Source organism: Rudaeicoccus suwonensis, from assembly GCF_007829035.1.
GTDB classification, from domain to species: Bacteria; Actinomycetota; Actinomycetes; order Actinomycetales; family Dermatophilaceae; genus Rudaeicoccus; species Rudaeicoccus suwonensis.
In genome coordinates this window covers 1,044,127-1,062,866 of record NZ_VIVQ01000001.1, presented here as the reverse complement: position 1 = coordinate 1,062,866, position 18,740 = coordinate 1,044,127, and the positions used below count along the sequence as shown (strand labels likewise).

Annotated in this window: 16 protein-coding genes, 1 other RNA gene and 1 pseudogene; 7 read left to right on the top strand and 11 right to left on the bottom strand. The window is 65.9% G+C overall.

The features are described from left to right. Positions 1–5: 5 nt before the first annotated feature. On the bottom strand, positions 6–1,760 hold the full coding sequence (locus BKA23_RS04825) for a DEAD/DEAH box helicase (RefSeq protein WP_145225990.1): 1,755 nt from the start codon (positions 1,758–1,760) through the stop codon (positions 6–8). A 209-nt stretch (positions 1,761–1,969) separates the two neighbouring features. Here BKA23_RS04825 and BKA23_RS04820 point away from each other — a divergent pair, with 209 nt between their 5' ends. Then, the gene (locus BKA23_RS04820; protein WP_145225988.1) at positions 1,970–2,752 is read left to right on the top strand and encodes a Fic family protein; all 783 of its coding nucleotides are present in this window, start codon (positions 1,970–1,972) and stop codon (positions 2,750–2,752) included. Between the two features lie 78 nt (positions 2,753–2,830). Here the strand turns inward: BKA23_RS04820 and BKA23_RS04815 are convergent, their stop codons facing one another. The 4 genes and pseudogenes from BKA23_RS04815 to BKA23_RS18215 form a co-directional block, all read right to left on the bottom strand. Continuing rightward, positions 2,831–3,148, bottom strand: coding sequence for a DUF3039 domain-containing protein (locus BKA23_RS04815; RefSeq protein ID WP_145225986.1), 318 nt, complete (start codon positions 3,146–3,148; stop codon positions 2,831–2,833). A 124-nt stretch (positions 3,149–3,272) separates the two neighbouring features. Beyond that, positions 3,273–3,842, bottom strand: a complete 570-nt coding sequence (locus BKA23_RS04810) for a YqgE/AlgH family protein (protein WP_145225984.1) — start codon at positions 3,840–3,842, stop codon at positions 3,273–3,275. A 44-nt stretch (positions 3,843–3,886) separates the two neighbouring features. Beyond that, positions 3,887–5,416, bottom strand: coding sequence for a DEAD/DEAH box helicase (locus tag BKA23_RS18105; protein WP_281287532.1), 1,530 nt, complete (start codon positions 5,414–5,416; stop codon positions 3,887–3,889). Positions 5,417–5,581: 165 nt separating this feature from the next. Further along, positions 5,582–6,409: pseudogene (locus BKA23_RS18215) on the bottom strand (DEAD/DEAH box helicase); the annotation flags it as partial. 385 nt (positions 6,410–6,794) lie between these two features. On the opposite strand from BKA23_RS18215, the gene BKA23_RS04800 reads away from it, so the two are divergent. Further along, positions 6,795–7,109 carry a hypothetical protein gene (locus BKA23_RS04800; RefSeq protein ID WP_145225980.1) on the top strand — a complete coding sequence of 105 codons (315 nt, stop codon included), beginning with the start codon at positions 6,795–6,797 and terminating at the stop codon, positions 7,107–7,109. A gap of 11 nt (positions 7,110–7,120) precedes the next feature. On the opposite strand, the gene BKA23_RS04795 is transcribed toward BKA23_RS04800, so the two are convergent. The 4 genes from BKA23_RS04795 to BKA23_RS04780 form a co-directional block, all read right to left on the bottom strand. Next, a complete protein-coding gene (locus BKA23_RS04795; RefSeq protein ID WP_145225978.1) occupies positions 7,121–8,632 on the bottom strand; it encodes an NAD-dependent malic enzyme in 1,512 nt (503 codons plus the stop codon). Positions 8,633–8,781: 149 nt separating this feature from the next. Further along, positions 8,782–9,147, bottom strand: a transfer-messenger RNA (tmRNA) gene (gene ssrA / locus BKA23_RS04790). A 136-nt stretch (positions 9,148–9,283) separates the two neighbouring features. Beyond that, positions 9,284–10,567, bottom strand: a complete 1,284-nt coding sequence (locus tag BKA23_RS04785; protein ID WP_145225976.1) for an SAM-dependent methyltransferase — start codon at positions 10,565–10,567, stop codon at positions 9,284–9,286. Beyond that, positions 10,564–11,961: an FAD-binding oxidoreductase gene (locus BKA23_RS04780; RefSeq protein WP_246104451.1), complete on the bottom strand. Its 1,398-nt coding sequence runs from the start codon at positions 11,959–11,961 to the stop codon at positions 10,564–10,566. The genes BKA23_RS04785 and BKA23_RS04780 overlap by 4 nt, the downstream gene beginning before the upstream one ends. Positions 11,962–12,149: 188 nt before the next feature. On the opposite strand from BKA23_RS04780, the gene BKA23_RS04775 reads away from it, so the two are divergent. From BKA23_RS04775 to BKA23_RS04760, 4 genes are all read left to right on the top strand, one after another. Further along, the gene (locus tag BKA23_RS04775) at positions 12,150–12,791 is read left to right on the top strand and encodes a TetR/AcrR family transcriptional regulator (RefSeq protein WP_145225974.1); all 642 of its coding nucleotides are present in this window, start codon (positions 12,150–12,152) and stop codon (positions 12,789–12,791) included. 184 nt (positions 12,792–12,975) lie between these two features. Beyond that, a complete protein-coding gene (locus BKA23_RS04770) occupies positions 12,976–14,541 on the top strand; it encodes a DHA2 family efflux MFS transporter permease subunit (RefSeq protein ID WP_145225972.1) in 1,566 nt (521 codons plus the stop codon). 198 nt (positions 14,542–14,739) lie between these two features. Then, positions 14,740–15,486 (top strand): hypothetical protein, encoded by a 747-nt coding sequence (locus BKA23_RS04765; RefSeq protein WP_145225970.1) that lies wholly within the window; start codon positions 14,740–14,742, stop codon positions 15,484–15,486. Continuing rightward, positions 15,483–16,256 carry a hypothetical protein gene (locus BKA23_RS04760; protein WP_145225968.1) on the top strand — a complete coding sequence of 258 codons (774 nt, stop codon included), beginning with the start codon at positions 15,483–15,485 and terminating at the stop codon, positions 16,254–16,256. Before BKA23_RS04765 ends, BKA23_RS04760 begins: the two co-directional genes overlap by 4 nt. A 33-nt stretch (positions 16,257–16,289) precedes the next feature. Here the strand turns inward: BKA23_RS04760 and BKA23_RS04755 are convergent, their stop codons facing one another. Then, positions 16,290–16,655 carry a hypothetical protein gene (locus BKA23_RS04755; RefSeq protein WP_145225966.1) on the bottom strand — a complete coding sequence of 122 codons (366 nt, stop codon included), beginning with the start codon at positions 16,653–16,655 and terminating at the stop codon, positions 16,290–16,292. A gap of 295 nt (positions 16,656–16,950) precedes the next feature. Here BKA23_RS04755 and BKA23_RS04750 point away from each other — a divergent pair, with 295 nt between their 5' ends. Next, a complete protein-coding gene (locus tag BKA23_RS04750; protein WP_145225964.1) occupies positions 16,951–17,199 on the top strand; it encodes a WhiB family transcriptional regulator in 249 nt (82 codons plus the stop codon). A gap of 50 nt (positions 17,200–17,249) precedes the next feature. On the opposite strand, the gene BKA23_RS04745 is transcribed toward BKA23_RS04750, so the two are convergent. Next, positions 17,250–18,722: a sensor histidine kinase gene (locus BKA23_RS04745; RefSeq protein ID WP_145225962.1), complete on the bottom strand. Its 1,473-nt coding sequence runs from the start codon at positions 18,720–18,722 to the stop codon at positions 17,250–17,252. Positions 18,723–18,740 lie beyond the last annotated feature (18 nt).

Here is an 18,740-nt window from a genome sequence, read left to right as displayed (position 1 = left end):
GGCGCTCACCTCTTTCTGCCGACGAACCAGTTCCGGATCATGGTGATGCGCTCGCTCACCTCGTCGGTCGATGCCCGGTCCAGCGTCGGCCCACCGCACTTGACCCGCAACTCGTTGTGAATGATCGCGTGTGCCTTGCCCGACTTAGTGGCGTAGGCCGCGACCAGCGAGTTGAGCTCCTTGCGTTGCGCGGCGAGCGCCCGGTGCGCGGCCACCGGCTGGTCATCGGCGGGGCGACGACGACCGGTGCGCACCTGCTTGTCCTGGCGGGCGCGCAGCAATTCGGTGACCTGCTCGGGTTCGAGCAAGCCGGGCAGACCGAGGTATTCCTGCTCGTCAGCGCTGCCGACCTCGGCGCCGAGCCCGAATTGCTGGGCGTCGAAGAGCACGTGGTCGAACTCCGCCTCCGACTCCAATGCCTGGAACTTCTGATCGTCGGGACCGAGCGCCTTCTCCGACTTGTTGGCGTCGGCGATCAGCCCCTCTTCCTCGTCCCAGATCGAATCCGCTTGCTTCTCAGGGCGATCCAGCGCATGGTCGCGCTGCTTCTCCATGGTCGAGGCGAGATCGAGGATCTGGGGGACGCTCGGCAGGAAGACCGTCGCCGTCTCACCGCGACGCCGAGCCCGCACGAATCGGCCGATCGCCTGCGCGAAATAGAGCGCGGTCGAGGTGGAGGTGGCAAAGACACCGACTGCCAGGCGCGGCACGTCGACGCCCTCGGACACCATCCGCACCGCGACCATCCACCGGTCCTCGGATGACGCGAACTCCTCGATGCGCGACGACGCCCCGGTGTCGTCCGAGAGCACCACCGTCGGTTTCACGCCGGTGATCGCCTGCAGCGTGCGTGCATACGACCGCGCGGCCGTCTGATTGGACGCGATCACCAGACCACCGGCGTCCGGCATGTGCCGGCGCACCTCCGTGAGGCGTTTGTCCGCCGCCTGCAGGACCGCCGGGATCCACGCACCCTGCGGGTCCAGCGCGGTGCGCCAAGCGGCAGCCGTGGCGTCCTTGGTCAGCGGTTCGCCGAGCCGTGCCGCGATCTCGTCACCGGCGGAGGTTCGCCACCTCATGGCACCGCCATACGCCATGAACAGCACCGGGCGCACGACACCGTCGCGCAATGCCTCGGCGTAGCCGTACGTGAAGTCGCTCGCCGAGCGCCGTATGCCGTCGGCACCCTCGTCGTAACGCACGAACGGAATAGGCGAGGTGTCGGAGCGAAAAGGGGTGCCGGTCAAGCAGATTCGGCGGGTGGCAGGTTCGAAGGCCTCGCGCATCGCATCGCCCCACGACTTGGAGTCGCCACCGTGGTGCACCTCGTCGAGGATTACCAAGGTGGGTCGTGCCGAGGTGCGCGCCCGATGCAACGCAGGGCGGCTGGCGACCCCGGCATACGTGACGGCCACGCCGTCGAAGTCGGCCGCGTGCTGCTCCTGCGCGTTCGTGAACCGCGGATCGATGTGTATGCCGACCCGCGCAGCCGCATCCGCCCACTGCGTCTTCAGGTGCTCGGTCGGAGCGACGATCGTGACCTGCTCGATGATGCCGCGGCCGATGAGTTCGGTCGCAAGGCGCAGTGCATAGGTGGTCTTGCCGGCACCGGGCGTCGCCACAGCGAGGAAGTCGCGGGGGTGCGCCTCGAAGTAGGTGTCCATCGCAGCCGCCTGCCAGGCGCGCAGCTTGCCGGCGGTCCCCCACGCGGCCTTCCCCGGAAACGCAGGAGACAGGTGGGACGCTGCGGAGGTGCTCATCGCGGACAAGGGTAACGAGGCGATGAGACAGCACGCTCATCCAGGCGGAGTGAGAAATCGCACCCCCGTCGTGCTAGGGCGGATCGACCCAATGGCACTCCCGCGCAACCTGCGGCCAACCCTGCACCGGAGGATCTCCTCAGCACCCGACGAGAAGTTGTAGTGTTCGAATTATTTCTGGACATACGCGACAAATCGCCCTCAACTTGGTGAAGTTTGTCGTGTTCACATTAAGTCGCCGCCGACGCAACAACTCTCGCTCGCCGACCGAAAGGCTCATGTTCGCTGGAGACTGGACGACCGGCGACCTCTTGAGCCTCCACGAGATCAGGACTGTGCACTACAAAGCGATGACGCCAGTCTGGAACGTCTCACCCCACCCGAACGCAACACCTGCCGAAACACCAGGAAACTGGCGCCACCACGACATACAACCATTCCCAGAAGGCATGACTCCTCCACCGTTCCCCGACATCAACCATCGCCTGACCGATTGGGTCGACGTTGTGAACGAATTACGCGAAAAGGACGAGACTCCCTTCCCAGAGCGACTCGCGCGAATTCACAACGAGTTCGAGAAGATTCATCCGTATCTCGACGGCAACGGTCGCACCGGTCGCCTCCTGCTCAACCTTCTGATCGTCCGGCTCGGCTACCCGCCCGCCATTGTTTTCAAGAACGAACGCACGAGGTATCTGAACGCGATGCGTAAGGCAGACAAGGAAGAGTACGGCCCCCTCGGTGAGTTGCTCGCGCGCGCAATCACCAACAACCTCTACCGCTTCGTGGTCCCCGCTGTGGCGGGCCCGGCAAGGCTAGTCCCACTTGCCAGTCTCGTTGACCCAAAGGAAGGCATCACCGCCGCCGCCCTGCGTGCTGCGGCCGAACGAGGTCGCCTCCGTGCTCAAAAATCGGCCAATGGGACGTGGTTGAGTTCGAAGAATTGGCTAGCCGACTACGAGTCGAACAAGCACAAGCGTCTGAATAGGTGAAGCCGTGGGCGCTCCGCACCCGATCACACGAGCCCTACCCGTGATGTATCAGGCAGCACATCAACCCGATGAAGCGCGCTACTTACTGTCGCTGCCGCCATCTTGCGGAGCGCGTAAACCCTCGTAAATTTCTTTGCAGGTCGGGCATACCGGGAACTTCTGCGGGTCACGACCGGGCACCCAGACCTTGCCGCACAGTGCCGTCACGGGTTCACCGGACAGCGCACTCTCCATGATCTTCTCCTTGCGCACGTAGTGCGCGAAGCGCTCATGGTCACCGGGCTCCTGCAACTGCTCGCGGACATCCGGGCGCTCGATGGTCGCCGTCGACGTGCGCGGAGCGCTGGGCGATGCCTCGGGAGATGACAGGCGGTCGGGTTCGTCCAGGGTGCTCATGACCCAGAAGTGTATGCCGGTGCGAACTGTCGGCTCTGCCCCGTGCTGCGCCTCCGGCCCTGCCGGCGCTGGTCGCAAACTCACAAAGCTCCCGGCCCACGACGCCCTGCGGCATACAGCGTCGTCAGTTCTGATCCGGGTCGTCGGGAAAGCTCGCGGCGAACGCCAAGGCCGAGCGTTGCCGCAGCAGCACGTTCTGCCACAGGTCTGCCGGATCGTCGCTGAACGGATCCGACGCCTCGGCATCGACGACGAACCAGTAGCCGGCTTCGATCTCGCCTTCGAGCTGGCCCGCGGCCCAGCCGGCGTACCCGGCGTAGATCCGGAGCGCGGCCAGCATCGGGACGACTACCGGCGGCGGAGCGTCGAGATCGACCAAGCAGACTCCGCCGAAAATCCTTCGCACACCAAGGGTTTCGTCATCATCACCCGGCATCGACGCCAGCCCGAGAGCGGTGTCGAGCGAGACCGGTCCACCCTGGAACAAGCGGTCCGGGGCCGACACGTGCTCCTGCCAACCCGGCAGGACTGCGTCGACGTCCGCAGACAGCGGACGGTTGAGGATCAGCCCGTGCGCGCCCTCCTCGTCGTGGTGCAGGACCAGCACGACGCTGCGATCGAAGACATCCTGGTCGTCGACCAGCGAGCGCTCGCGCGGAACCGACACGAGGAGCTTGCTGGTGAGGTCGTCCACCCGACCATTATCGGGTGAACGGCCTCACCGTGGATCAAGCCGGGTCAGTCGCGGTCGAAGCGGCGTCCGCCGCCCTGGCCGCCACGACCACCGGCGTAGCCGCCGCGGCCACCACGGTCGCCACCACCGTCACGGCTGAAGCCGCCGCGACCGCCACGGTCGCCGCCGTAGCCACCTCGACCACCGCGGTCGTTGTAGCCGCCACCGCGTCCGCCTCGGTAACCATCGCGTGAGCCGCGACGATCGCCATACGAGCGCCCGCCCCGGTTGGCGCGCGGCGGCGTCAGGATCCGCTGCAGTTCGTCGTCGGAGATGGACCGGCCCTCCGGCGTGCTGCCACCGGCGGCGCGGATGACGTCGTCACCCGGCTGCGCCCGCTGGAGCTGCACACCGACACCGGCGTCGTCCAGCAGTCGCTGCATGGTGCGGCGCTGGTGCGGGAGGGCAAGGGTCACGACAGTGCCCTTCTCGCCCGCGCGCGCCGTACGGCCGGCACGGTGCAGGTAGTCCTTGTGGTCGGCCGGCGGGTCCACCTGCAGCACGACGCCGACCTCGTCGACATGGATGCCGCGTGCTGCGACATCGGTCGCAACAAGAACCGGCACCTTGCCGTCCTTGAACGCATTGAGCACCTTGTTGCGCTGGCCCTGGTTCAGGCCACCGTGCAGCGATGCCGCGAGCACGCCCTGGTCGCGCAGCTCACCGGCGACACGGTCGGCACCGAGCTTGGTGCGCACGAACACGACAGTGCGACCGGGCCGGTTGGCGACCTGAGCGGTGACGACCTTCTTGTCACGCGGCTCGATCAGCAACGCGTGGTGGGCCATGGTGGTGACGCTCGCGGTGCCGTCGTCGGTTGCGTGCTCCACCGGGTCGGTGAGGTACTTCTCGACCACCGTGTCGATGCCACGGTCCAGTGTCGCCGAGAACAGCAGCCGCTGACCGTCGGTCGGCACTTCGTCGAGGATCTGCGTAATCGCTTCCAGGAAGCCCATTTCCGCCATGTGGTCGGCCTCGTCCAGCACCGCAATCTCCACACGGGACAGGTCCGCTGCGCCGCGCTCCATCAGGTCGATGAGCCGACCCGGTGTCGCGATGAGCAGGTCGACGCCGCGTTCGAGGGCGGACAGCTGCGGCTCGTACGGCATGCCGCCGGCGACCAGCTTGTGACGCAGGCCGATGACGTGCACCAGCGGCTGCAACGCGTCGCTGACCTGCATCGCGAGTTCACGGGTCGGCACGAGCACGATGGCGCGGGGCTGGTTCGGGCGGGCTTTGCCGCCGGCAGCGAGTCGCGTCAGCGCGGGGAGTCCGAACGCCAGCGTCTTGCCGGAACCGGTGCGTCCACGGCCGAGCACGTCGCGACCGGCGAGCGCGTCGGGAATCGTCGCGACCTGGATCGGGAACGGGCTGGTGATGCCGTCACGGGCCAGCCGCTCCACCAACGAGGCCGGCAGGTCGAGGTCAGCGAAGGTCGGCGCGTCCACGTTGTCGTCCGCCTGCGTGGTCTCAATCTCGTCGTCCGTGGTGTATGCCGCAGCTGCATCGGCGCCCACGACTTCCTGCGTGGTCACGATGTTGTCCTCGGTGTTATGGGTGTTCGGGGTGGTGCTGTCTGCTGCCGGCGTTTCGACGGGACGCACGGTCTCGGTCTGTTCGGCGACATCGATGGTGTTCGCCTGGTCGGTCTGGTCGAACGCGCGGTCATCTTGACGACGGTCGTCGCGCCGGAAGGCGGGCACGCGGTTGTCTCGACGTTGATCGCCGCGGTCATCACCACGTTCATGGCCACGGTTATCCCGACGGTCGTAACTGCGACCGCCCTGGTTGTCGTCACGACGCTGGTAACCACCACGGTCGTTGCGGTCCTGGTAACCACGGCTGCCGCCACGGTCGTCACGACGCTGGTAACCACCACGGTCGTTGCGGTCCTGGTAACCACGGCTGCCGCCACGGTCGTCACGCCGCTGGTAACCACCACGGTCGTCACGGCGCTCGTAACCGCGACCGCCCTGGTTGTCGTCACGACGCTGGTAACCACCACGGTCGTTGCGGTCCTGGTAACCACGACCACCCTGGTTGTCGTCACGCCGCTGGTAACCACCACGGTCGTCACGGCGCTCGTAACCACGACCACCCTGGTTGTCGTCACGACGCTGGTAACCACCACGGTCGTTGCGGTCCTGGTAACCACGGCTGCCGCCACGGTCATCGCGGCGCTCGTAACCACGACCACCCTGGTTGTCGTCACGACGCTGGTACCCGCGGTTGCCACCACGGTCGTCACGACGCTCGAAACCACCGTCGGCGCGATCACCGTTGCGATGGCCACCGTCGCGCGAGTCGTACCTGCCCGATCGATCGCCGAATCGGCTTGAGCCACGGTCTGATCCGCGGTCGAAGCCACGGTTGTCGGAGCCGGTGCGTGCACCACCGGTGCGGTCGTCCCGACGCGCCGGGCGCTCGTCGCGACCGGCCGCCTGCTTGCGGGCGGGGGTGCGCTTGGCCTCGACTTTCTGGGCTCGCGTCCAGCGCGCCTTCTTGCCGTCGGTGCTCTTCTTGGTCATTGGAGACTGTCCTCTTTCGTGGTCGGCTGGACGCCCCACCCGTCTCGAGGCACGCAGACATGACCCGCGAAATCGGGCGGGTGTCGCGCTGCTCGAGGGGTCCTCGGCGCCAGAAAGATCTCGGCGCCCACAAAAGGAAATGTGTCAGAAATGAACGCAAGATCGCGTGAATACAACGCTTCACGGTATCGGAGGCACGGCATACACCGCAAAACGAGGCGCCCGACGCGGGCGTGACCTTGGTCGCAGTCACATCGTGCGCGGCCGCCGCCGTGCCATCACGGCGGCGGCCGATGGTCGGACTCGCACCGCTCGAAACCCGACTAGCGTGGCCTCACCATGAGCGACACCAAGAGCAATTGCTACCGGCGCACAATATGACGAATTGCCAGCAGCCGCAACGGGTTACGCCATGTCGTGCTGGATCACCGAGATCGAGGCGGCCTTGCGCCGCATCCTGGCCGGCAACGTCCTTGCCGAGATCGCCGACCCCGGCGCACTCGCCCGGGCGGTCAGCGCCGGCTTCATCGGACTGCAGCTGTACGACGGCGTCGATCACGCCGGAGCCGACGAAGCACTGGCAGCCCTGACCAGCCTCGCAGCAATCATCGACGCGGTTGACGATCTCGGACCGGTCGCGCGCACGGCGGTGAACTCCGCCATACGTGCCGGCAGTCGCAAGGCGACTCGCCCGACGTGAGTCGCGAGCGCTCACTCCCCCGAGCGAGTTCCGGCCTGGTCATCCGCCACCGCAGTGGCATCGTCGTCGGTCGCCAGGTGCGCATTGTCCGCGCCGGCGGCTCCGGAGTGGGCGTTCTCGGTCTGATCGGCCTTGACCGCCTCGGCGACCGCCGCGGCGACGACCTTGGAGACGTCCGGCTGAAAGACGCTCGGCACGATGTATGCCGGGTTCAGCTCTTCCGGTTTCACCACGTCCGACAGCGCCCGAGACGCAGCGAGCATCACATCCAGGGTCACCTTGCTGGCGGCAGCATCGAGCAGTCCCCGGAAGACGCCCGGGAAGACCAGCACATTGTTGATCTGGTTGGCGAAGTCGCTGCGACCGGTGGCGACGACCTTGGCGTGCTTGGCGGCATCCGCGGGGTCGACCTCAGGGGTCGGATTGGCCAGGGCGAAGACGATCGCATCGTCAGCCATCGTGGCGATGTCGTCGCCGGTCAGGATGTTCGGTGCCGACACTCCGATGAAGACGTCAGCGTCGCGCAACGCGTCCTTGAGCGTGCCTGACACCTGACGCGGGTTGGTGTGCTTGGCGATCTTCGCCAGATCTGAGTCGGGGTCGCCGGCGATGTCGGAGCGGTCGGACCGCACCACACCGTTGATGTCGGCGAGCACGACGTCCGTCGCCCCAGCGTGCAACAACAGCAGCGCGATCGCCGTGCCGGCGGCGCCGGCACCGGACTGCACGATGCGCACGTCCTTCAATTCCTTGCCGACAACGCGCAACGCGTTGCGCAGCGCCGCCAGCACGACGATGGCCGTCCCGTGCTGGTCGTCGTGGAACACGGGGATGTCGAGTTCGTCGCGCAACCGTCGCTCGATCTCGAAGCATCGCGGCGCTGAGATGTCCTCCAGGTTGATGCCCGCGAAGACCGGAGCGATCGCCTTGACCGTGCGCACGATCTCGTCGGAATCCTTGGTGTCCAAGCAGATCGGGAAGGCGTCGATGTCGGCGAAGCGCTTGAACAAAGCCGCCTTGCCCTCCATCACCGGCATCGCGGCGAGCGGGCCGATATCACCGAGACCGAGCACCGCTGTGCCATCGGTGACCACCGCAACGGTGTTGCGCTTGATGGTCAACCGGCGAGCGTCCTCGGGGTTCTCGGCGATGGCGAGGCACACCCGCGCGACACCGGGCGTGTAGACCATCGACAGGTCGTCGCGGTTGCGGATCGGCACCTTGGACTCGATCTTCAGCTTTCCGCCGAGGTGAGCCAGGAACGTGCGGTCGCTGACCTTGTGGATCTCGACGCCTTCGACGCCGCGCATCGCCTCGACGAGCTCGTCGGCGTGGTCACCGTCGCGCGCGGCAGCGGTGACGTCGACGCGCAGGCGGTCGTTGTCGGAGTGGGTGATGTCGAGTGCGGTGACCAGACCACCAGCTCGCTCTACACAGCCGGTCAGCTCACTGACGGCAGTTGCTCGACCCGGTAGTTCGAGGCGGACGGTGATGGAGTTGGACACGGAAGGCTGCGCACTCATACAGGTCATTCAAGTGGGTCCGGCACGATCTCGCACACCGGGGTCCGTCAACGGGACGAACGAGGTCGCCGGGTCATCGGCAGCGACACGGCTGAGGGGTCGGTCGAAGCGGCGAGAGGAACTGCGCAGTGGTGACGTGACCTTCATGGTGGTGGAGGTGGCGGGAATCGAACCCGCGTCCGCTGACGGCGAGACAGGACTTCTCCGGGTGCAGTGCGCTACGGATTTTCTCGGCCCCAGGGCTCGCGCGCACACGTCCCCTGACAGGCCCAGTCACGTAAAAGTCCCGCAGCGCCCCGTGACCTGACGCTGCAGCAAGTTCTCTAGCTGACGCCAGACACTGAGACGAGAACGAGCTCAGGCTGACGGACTTCGATCGCCTCAGGCGGCGAGAGCGAAGTCGGTGCGCTGTGAGTTGGCACCTATTGGTTTTGCACGGATCGTTAACGAGATAACCGTGCATCCTCGACCCGCTTCTCCTGCGACGGCGATCAACGTCGAAACCGATCACCCCCATGAATGTTGCCTGATGTGCGGGCACGTCACCACTGTGCAGTTGTATGTCGATCACCCTCGGGCGACCGGCGGTTCAGCATACGGTGCAACGCCGGGCCTCACGAAATGATTTCCGGCGTCACCTCGTCCGACGGTTCAGACGCCGAAGGTCGGCCGCAGCGGATAGCTGCCGTGACCGCGGTCGTCGACCTTCTCACCGAGCACCTGGTGCAGCTGAATCTTGTTGGTTTCGAAGCCGACCGACGATCCGGCGAGATACAGACCCCACACCTTCGCGACCTGCTCGCCGGCATCCTGCACGGCTTCGTCCCAGTTCGCCGACAGGTTCTTACACCAGGCGCGGCACGTCTTGGCGTAGTGCTCGCGCAGATCCTCCGCGTGCCGGATCTCGAAGCCCTGGTCCTGCATCGCCGAGACGATGACGCCCACGCCGGTGATCTCGCCGTCGGGGAAGACGTAACGGTTGATGAAACCGCCGCGCGTCAGAGCCGGCGCCTTGGTGTCGGGGCGGGTGATGCAGTGGTTGAGCATGCGCCCGCCGGGCCGGAGCTTGGCGTACAGCCGGCCGAAATAGTCCGGGTAGTTCTTGACGCCGATGTGCTCGGTGAGACCGATCGAGCTCACGGCGTCGAAGTCGCTCTCGACCACGTCGCGGTAGTCCATGAAGCGCACCTCGGCGCGGTCGTCCAGACCCTGCTCCTTGATCTTCTGCTGCGCCCAACTCGCCTGCTCCGCCGACAACGTCACGCCCAGAGCTGTCACCCCGTAGTGCTCCACCGCGTGGCGCACCATCCCGCCCCACCCGCAACCGATGTCGAGCAGGCGCATGCCCGGCTTCAGATCGAGCTTGCGGCACACGAGGTCGTGCTTGTGGAACTGCGCCTGCTCCAGGGTCGCCGACTCCTCCGGATAGCACGCGCACGTGTAGGCCATCGACTCGCCGAGCACCAGCTCGTAGAACTCGTTGCTCACGTCGTAGTGGTGGTGGATCGCCTCGGCGTCTCGCTTCTTGGAGTGCCGGGCGCCCAGGCTTTCGAGCCCACGGCGCCACTGCGGCGCCGTTTCGAGCGCAGGTAGCGGCGGCGGCCGAAAAGCGTTGATACCGAGCGATTTCAGCAGCTCGGGGAGCTTCTTCACCGTCGGCCGGTGCACCTCGAAGTTGTAGAGGAAGGCATGCAGGAAGTCGTAGGGGTCACCCGGGTCGATGCCCTCAATCGAGATGTCCCCCATCAGGTATCCGCGAGCCAGCCCCAGCTCGCCGGGCGCGCTGACGAGATAGCGCAGCGCCCGTTCGTTGTCGAGATTGATCCGGTATGGCGCATCCGGGTTGCCACCGGTGCTGCCGTCATACGCGCTCAGCGCAAAAGGAACATCGGTGCCGAAGAGTTCGTCCGAGATTTGTCCGATAGTGAGCGTCATCGCCGCTTCACCGCCTTCGTGTAGAGGTCGGGCAGACGGCCGTCGGGGTCGTACTGCTTCTTGACCTGGTGATAGGTGTCTCCGCCATAGAGCGCCCAGAAGGCGTCCTCGTCGTAGTAAGCGTCGCTGTAGAGCGACTTGTGGCCGTCGAACTCGTGCACGATGCGCTCGATCTCGCGGTTGACGTCGCCGTCGGCTGCACCCGGTGCGATCTCCACCGTCGACCAGAAGCCGACGTTGACGTAGTTCTCACCCCGCTGCAACGGGTACAGCGGCCAGGGCTGTGGGCCATGGTCGGCATCGCGAACAGCCAACGGGCACAACCAGATCGGCTCAATCGGCACGTTGTCCAGGAACCACTGCACGAATTCCTGCGTGCGGCCCAACGGCAGTTCGACGTCCTGTATGACGCGTTCCCGCGGCAGCTTCCCGCGACGAGCGTCGACCGCCGCGAAGAAACCGTGGCGGTTCTCCCAGCGGATGACCTTGCCGTAGACATCGCTGCGCAGGTAACGCTTGGGGACGAGGCGCCGGATGGCCGGCCTCTGCAGACCGAACGCACGATTGCACCAGAACCAGTCGGTGTCCCACCGCCAGATGTAGTCGTGCACGCTGAGGTAGTCCTCGGTGCGCTGCTGCAGCGAGCGGTAGTAGATCTGCCTGCCGGTGTAGTCCGAGACATACGGCGCCTGCGCCGCCCAACTGCCCAGCACCAGGTAGCTCTCCTCGCCGGAGAAGACCACGCCATCCAGGAAGTCCACCGACTCTCCGTCATACGTGCGCTCGTCGAGGATCGTGCCCATCGCCGCGGTGAGCCCGGCCAGATCCGTGAAGCGCAGATGGCGCAAGTGCACGAATGGCTGCACCGGCTCGAGCTTGATCTTCAACCGAACTGAATACCCCAGCGAGCCATAGGAGTTCGGGAACGCCCGGAACAGGTCAGCGTGCTCGTTGTCCGGTGTGGCGGTCAGGATCTCAGCGTCGCCGGTGAGGATGTCCATCTCGAGAACCGACTCGTGCGGCAGGCCGTTGCGGAACGAACTCGACTCGATTCCCAGCCCGGTCACAGCCCCGCCGAGGGTGATCGTCCGCAGTTGCGGAACCACGTACGGCATCAGACCGAAGCGCAAGGTCGCATCGACGAGATCTTCGTAGGTCGTCATGCCCTGCACGTCGGCGGTCTGCGCCTGTGCGTCGACCTCGATGACGCCATGGAGTCTCGAAACATCAAGCCCAGGAACCGAATTCGCTTCACGAGGACGGAAGAGATTGGACGTCTTCTTCGCCAGGCGGACGGGCGCACCCTGCGGAATGTCGGACAACTGCCGCTGGAGATCTGCCACGGCAGCGCGGTGGCTCTGCCAACCGACGATCTGACCCTGCTCGTGCGCCACCGGCTCTCCTTCGTCTCGACCACTCAGCGTGCGCCCAGGAACTTACTCCGACATCCAGACGATGCCGAACGCGCCCTCACCAGAACTCCCCGGCTTGCACCAGCGAGCAAGAGGGTCTAGCTTTCATTTAGTACAAAACAGTTTCGTTCTAAGTATGGCGGAGTCGCACTCCTGAGAAAGGTCTCACCATGAACGTCCCGCCGAGCACCGAGCACGCGGCGCTGAAGCCGCGTGTCGAGGGCGAGCGCGAGGCAGAGATCTTCGAGGGGGCACTGAAGGTGCTCATCGACGTCGGCTACGACCGACTGACCTTCGACGCCGTCGCCGCAGAGGTTCGCGCGAGCAAAGCCACCCTTTACAAGCGCTGGCCCTCCAAGCCCGAACTGTTGGTGAGTGCGGTCGAATACCTGTTCGAGCGGGCGCGCGAAGGTCACGGCGCACCTGACACGGGCAGCCTTGAGGGCGACCTTGTGGATGCCTTCTGTCACAGTGGAGCCGCCTTCGATCAGATGACCGAGATCGCCGCCGCGGCATTACCAGCGCTGAAGCGGGATCCCGAACTCAGCCTGATCTTCACTCAGCGTTTCCTTGAGCCGCGGGCGCGGGAGTTGCGCGAGGTGATGCATCGAGCGCAAGCACGCGGCGAGATCGGCCCCGACGCAGATCTGGAGATGCTGTCGCGGGTCCTGCCTGCCATGAAGTTCCACATGATGCTCACCGGCGAGCACCATCCGTCCGACGAGTTCGCACTGCAGGTGATTCAGCAGATTCTATTGCCGGCCTGCAACGCCACCCTGGCCACACCTCCCAACGGACAGAAACCGTCCTGAACCGCTGAGAGCGTCATCCCGGACCGGCAGAACACCGTCGGTCGACCGACGACGCCCGACCCAACCCCGACTCACCGCTCCGTCGCGCAGTGCAGCGTGACGGTGCGTTCGACCACGCCCGCGCACCGACTGTGCCGTGCCCAGCAGACCACGACAGCCACCGGACCCACCGAAAGGAACAGCCATGTCCACAACAGACCTCGAGCTGGCGCCAGAGAACGGATTGACCCGCCCGAAATCCGCCAATCTCACCGTCGCTCTCATCGTCATCGCGATGGCGCAGCTGATGATCGTGCTGGACGCGACCATCGTGAACATCGCACTCCCCCACATCAAGACCGACCTCACCTTCAGCAGTTCCGGGTTGCAGTGGGTCGTCACGGCGTACTCGCTGTCCTTCGGGTCTCTGCTACTGCTCGGCGGCCGCCTGGGTGACCTGATGGGGCGCCGTCGCATGTTCGCCATCGGTGTCGCGATCTTCGCCGTCGCCTCCTTGTTCGGCGGGCTCGCCCTCAACCCCGCATGGCTGATCACCGGTCGCGTGCTGCAGGGCGCCGGCGCCGCGCTGGCCTCACCGGCCGCGCTCGCACTGATCAACACGACCTTCCCGGCCGGCAAGGAACGCAACCGGGCCATGGCGGTGTATGCCGCGATGTCCGGTATCGGCGCCGCCGTCGGCCTCATCCTCGGTGGCGTGCTCACCGAGTGGCTGGACTGGCGGTGGACGTTCTTCATCAACGTGCCGATCGGTCTGGTCGTCGCGGTGCTTGCCCCACGGGTGCTGGTGGAGTCCGAGAGCAGCGACGGACGCCTCGACGTCTGGGGTGCGATCGTCGGCACAGCGGGCCTGTTCTCGATCGTCTACGGCCTGTCTCACGCCGCCCAGCAGGGCGCGTCCTGGGGTGATGCCCTGACCGTGCTGCCGTTGGTCGCGGGCGTCGCGCTGCTGATCGCCTTCGTCCTGGTGGAACAACGGGTCGCGCACCCGTTGCTGCCCGTCCGGGTCGTCGCCGACCGCAACCGCGGGGTGTCGTTGTTCACCATGATGCTGGTGGGCGCGGGGATGTTCTCGATGTTCTTCTTCCTGTCCTTGTTCACCCAGCAGGTGCTCGGGTACTCGCCGGTGAAATCGGGCTTCGCATTCCTGCCGTTCAGCGTCGGCATCGTGGTCTCGGCCGGCATTGCCTCGCAGCTGGTCAGCCGCATCGATCCGCGCTGGATCTCCGGCGTCGGCGGAGTCATTGCCACGATCGGACTGTGGGGATTCACGAACCTATCGATGAGCAGTGGTTACGCGTCTCATCTGCTGCCCTACATCGTGATCCTGGCGGTGGGCCTGGGGATGCTGTTCATCCCGTTGACACTGACGTCGACCGCCGGCATCGGGACAGAGGACTCCGGTGCTGCCGCGTCCGCGCTCAACACCGCACAGCAAATCGGAGGAGCTGTCGGGATCGCTGCGCTGACAACGGTGTTCACGCACTACGCCACGCAGAAGGGCAACGAGCTCGGCGCGGCCGCCAAGGCCCAGGCCGCGGCTGCAGCGCAGTCGGGGCACACGCCGAACAAGGATCAGATCGCAGCTGCGACCCACCAGATCCAGTTGCAGGCGCAGACCTTCGGGTCGACACACGGCTTCTGGTTCGCGGCCGGGATGGTGCTGGTCGGAGCGCTGGCGACGCTGGTCTTCCTCAATGTCAAGCACACCGAGCTGGCGACTGACGGGCAGGGTGCAGCACATCTGGGCTGACGGGCTGTATGCCGGAGTGAGTCACTCCCGGCATACAGACTGAATCACCGGCACACCGGACGAAAGGCTCCACGCGCACTCGCCGCGTGGAGCCTTTCGCCGTAGCCGGGCAGGTTCGGGCCATAATGACTGCACGCTTGGCCATCCCACCGAGGGGGGATGGAGACACGGGACAAGGGAACCGAGGGGCACATGCACATGGCACGCACAGCGGGCGCGCTGGTCGCGGCCGCGGCAGTGACATCGGCCATCGCAGGCTGCGGAGGCGGATCCGGCGCGACCGCGAGCCCGCCGCCATGGTCGGCTTCTGCCGGTAACACGTCATACCTGGCCGGTACGACCATCGGCGGCTCTCCGACCCGGTCGACGGCTGCCAATCCGACCGCCTGGAACCTGAGTCTGCCGGACAAACAGAACCCGAACGTGCCGACCAACCTGTGGCCGGACGCTCAGAACATCCTGACGCAGGCCCAGTTGAAGGCTGCTGTGCCTGAAGCCACGACCGTCAAACTGCAGAGCTGCACCAAAGGCACGAGTTCCTCCGGTGCGACCACGTCGAAGAACCAGTCGTGCACCTGGACGGTCAGCTTGCCCGGCGACAGCGCCGGGCTGTCCAGCAGCATCCAGGTCAGCATCGTCGCGTTCGGCGCGGACGGGCCGATGACGAGCGCATGGAACGCCGCCGAAAGCAGTCTCTACCAGGACCGCCAGTCCACCGACCGGTTCTACCAGGAGGGCGCTTTCGGTGCGAAGGGCAGCTACATCCTGGCGAATCACCAGTCGGCCGTTCTGGTCTCGGACGGAAACCTTGCCGGCTGGATCGATCTGAATTTCACCGGCTTCTACTCCCTGAGCGGCAGCAATGCGAGCACCTCGCTGATGCAAGGCGTCTTCCCGGTGCTCGCCAAGGACATCGCCGACCAACTCCCGAGGAAGTACGCATGAACCTCCTGCGCCACCATCGCAGCTCCGCACTGATGGCCGCCGTTGTGGTGGCCGCGCTGCCGGTCACCCTCGCAGGCTGCTCCGGCAGCAGTTCCTCGGTGGGCGTCGCCAGCTCGACGTCCGGACCGACCGGCGCCGTGAGCTTCCCCAAGCAATCCCCGTCACCTGGTGACTCGCAGGGTGTGGTCGTCGCCAACACCGTCGGCCGCAAGGTGGTCTACGACTCGAGTCTGCCGGTGTTCAACCCGCCGGTCGTGAACGGAAGCGTGCCAACCACCGAGTGGCCGGTCGCGGGCTACCTGTTCAGCATCAAGGAGTTGTCGGCGGTGTTTCCGGACGCTGCGAAGATTGCGCTGGATCCCACGGGCACCAACTCGCTGAAGATCACCGTCTTTCTTCCCAACACGACCATCAACCCCACGTTCCAGTTCACCATCACATCGGTCGGCACCGAGACCCAGATCCTCAACGCCTTCGATGCGGCCCGCAGCAGTTCGAGAGCCACCAACACAAACGCCGACGGCAAACCAGCGTCCGGTTACATCTATTTCGACGACGGTTCGTACAACACCCAGCGACTGTCGGTCAGCAACGCGACCAACGATCCGACTTACAGCGTCGTCATCGGCAACGGCACAACTGCCGCACAGATCACGATGACGGCGGAGAATCTGTTCCAGTTCGCACCAGGAAACTTCAGCGACAACAACGCGACGTTCAATCAGCAGATCATGCCGCTGTTGATGCAGTTGCTCGCCGCGCGGATGTGACCGGCGCGCGGATGTGACCGGCGTGCATCGCGGTCACTGCTGCGAGGCGTCGTGCTCGTCCGACTCGTCGAGATCGTCCAGGTCGTAGCGCGGCACGCCGAGCGAGCAGGCGAAGGTCACCGCGCCGACCGCGATTGTGACCGCACCCACAGCGTGCGCTCCTCCGGACCACAGGGACACACCCACGAGCGCGGCAAGCAGGTTCCAGACGAGCGTGGGCGTGCGGGCGATGCTGCGTCGTCGTGCGAATCCGTAGGCGAGCAGACCGCTGCAGGCCGCGAGCACGAGCACGGTGATGCCCTCGGTGATCGCACGAGCCCCGCTGTCACTTCCGCCGGTCGCACCGACGACCACCAGATCCCCCGCGAGGACGATCAGCACCAGCGTCTGCAGACCCATCAGCACCGCGCTCAGTGGCCAGCACTTCACCATCGCGGTGCCGCGCTCGAGACTTCTCGGCGCCTTTGGTTGGACAGCAATGTGACGGATACCTCACCTTCGAGGCCGAAAATCTCGGCGAAACCACTTGTGGAGTGTTGTGCGTATCTGTGACGCTTGGGGAACAGCGTGTGACCTGCCGACGTTATCTCAGACGCAGGCAACGATCAGCAGGAACCCCTAGCCTTCAACCCCTACGGACCGATGCCGTTCCGCGCCCTCAAGCGTGCACGGCGGATGCAAGGAGCAGACTCACATGGATTGGCGCAACCGCGCTGCGTGCTTGGACGAGGACCCGGAGCTGTTCTTTCCGATCGGCAACACCGGCCCTGCCCTGCAGCAGATCGAAGACGCCAAACAGGTGTGCCGGCGCTGCGAGGTCATGGACACCTGCCTGAAGTGGGCCTTGGAGTCCGGCCAGGATGCCGGTGTCTGGGGCGGCCTGTCCGAAGACGAACGACGCGCTCTCAAGCGGCGCAACGCCCGCGCCCGGCGCGCCGGCTGACCCGTCCGCGAACACCTCACTCCCCGGAGCGCCTTCCGCACACCGCGAGATCACCCCCGTAGCCGAGCGACGAAGCGCACCCGGGTGCCGTGCTCGCCCCACGCGCACCAGTCGATCTCGCCACGCAGGTCCTGCACGAATGACTGCACGATCTGTATGCCGAGTCCGGACGCCCCGGGACTGAAGCCCGCAGGCAGCCCGGAGCCGTCGTCGGTGACAGTGACCGTCAGCAGATCGGCCCCGCCGGCCTCGACACTGCGCCGCGCGTCGAGGACCACCGTTCCGCCATACATGCCGAAGCCGTGTTCGATGGCGTTCTGCACGAGTTCGGCGGTGATCATGGCGACCGCGGTGGCATCGTCGGAATGCAGCACTCCGAAGCTTCCCGTCATCTGCGCGCGGATGCGCTCCTGCGAGCGGTTGCTGATGTCGACCGCGGCACGCAGCGAGGACGCCGCGACCTCGTCGAAGGACACCGTCTCGTCGAGCGTGCCGCTGAGCGTCTCGTGAACCGTCGCGATCGTCGCCACCCGGCGCACCGCACCGGCGAGGGCGGCCTGCGCCTGCGGGTCCGCCAGCCGGCGTGACTGCAACCGGAGCACCGCCGCCACCGTCTGCAGGTTGTTTTTCACCCGGTGGTGGATCTCGCGAATCGTCGTCTCCTTGCTCAGCAGCTCGCGTTCCCTGCCGCGCAACTCGCTCACGTCACGCACCAGCAGCACGGCACCGATCCGCCGACCGCTTTCGGACAGCGGGATCGACCTCGCGCTGACATTGGCGCTGCGTGATTCCACCTCGGTGCGCCACGGCACCCGGCCGGTGAGCACCATGGTGAGCTCTTCATCGACCGGACCGTTGCCGGGCAGCAGGTCACGCAAGATCGTCGCGAGTCGCACCCCGACGATCTCGGCCTCGTGCCCGAGACGATGGATCGCCGAGACCGCGTTGGGGCTGGCGTAGGTCACCACCCCGTCGGCATCTAGCCGCAGCACTCCATCACCGACACGCGGCGCACCTCGCCGCCCGGCGGGAGCAGCCGCGACGTCCGGGAAGTCACCGGTGGCGACCATCCGCGCGAGGGCGTCGGCGGTAGCCAGGTAGGTGACTTCGAGGCGGCTGGGCGTGCGCATCGAGGCCAGATTGGTATGCCGCGTCAGCACCGCGATCGTGCTGGTGCCGAAGACGACCGGGATCGATTCCTCACGCACCGGCAGATCGTCACGCCACATCGTCGTCTGCGAACGCACGATGCGCCGCTCGGCGAAAGCCTCGGCCACCGGGCGGGATCGGGTGCGGTCGATGGGCTGCCCGACCAGGTCGTCGACAAAAACCCCGACGCCCGTGGTCGGCCGTACGTGTGCGACAGCAACCCAGTCGGCATCGCGGGTGGGCACCCACAACACCAGGTCCGCGAATGACAGATCGGCCAGCAGCTGCCAGTCACTGACCAGCAGGTGCAACCATTCACGACCGGCCTGACTGAGGTCGGTGCGCTGCGACAAGACGTCGTTCATCGACGGCATGGCGCGAGCCTACCGACC

Coding starts and splice junctions, on each gene's coding strand:
- BKA23_RS04745 (WP_145225962.1), bottom strand. CDS start 18,722: ATGCCGTCGATGAACGACGTCTTGTCGCAGCGCACCGACCTCAGTCAG.
- BKA23_RS04825 (WP_145225990.1), bottom strand. CDS start 1,760: ATGAGCACCTCCGCAGCGTCCCACCTGTCTCCTGCGTTTCCGGGGAAG.
- BKA23_RS04760 (WP_145225968.1), top strand. CDS start 15,483: ATGAACCTCCTGCGCCACCATCGCAGCTCCGCACTGATGGCCGCCGTT.
- BKA23_RS04775 (WP_145225974.1), top strand. CDS start 12,150: ATGAACGTCCCGCCGAGCACCGAGCACGCGGCGCTGAAGCCGCGTGTC.
- BKA23_RS04785 (WP_145225976.1), bottom strand. CDS start 10,567: ATGACGCTCACTATCGGACAAATCTCGGACGAACTCTTCGGCACCGAT.
- BKA23_RS04795 (WP_145225978.1), bottom strand. CDS start 8,632: ATGAGTGCGCAGCCTTCCGTGTCCAACTCCATCACCGTCCGCCTCGAA.
- BKA23_RS04770 (WP_145225972.1), top strand. CDS start 12,976: ATGTCCACAACAGACCTCGAGCTGGCGCCAGAGAACGGATTGACCCGC.
- BKA23_RS04755 (WP_145225966.1), bottom strand. CDS start 16,655: ATGGGTCTGCAGACGCTGGTGCTGATCGTCCTCGCGGGGGATCTGGTG.
- BKA23_RS04750 (WP_145225964.1), top strand. CDS start 16,951: ATGGATTGGCGCAACCGCGCTGCGTGCTTGGACGAGGACCCGGAGCTG.
- BKA23_RS04815 (WP_145225986.1), bottom strand. CDS start 3,148: ATGAGCACCCTGGACGAACCCGACCGCCTGTCATCTCCCGAGGCATCG.
- BKA23_RS04765 (WP_145225970.1), top strand. CDS start 14,740: ATGGCACGCACAGCGGGCGCGCTGGTCGCGGCCGCGGCAGTGACATCG.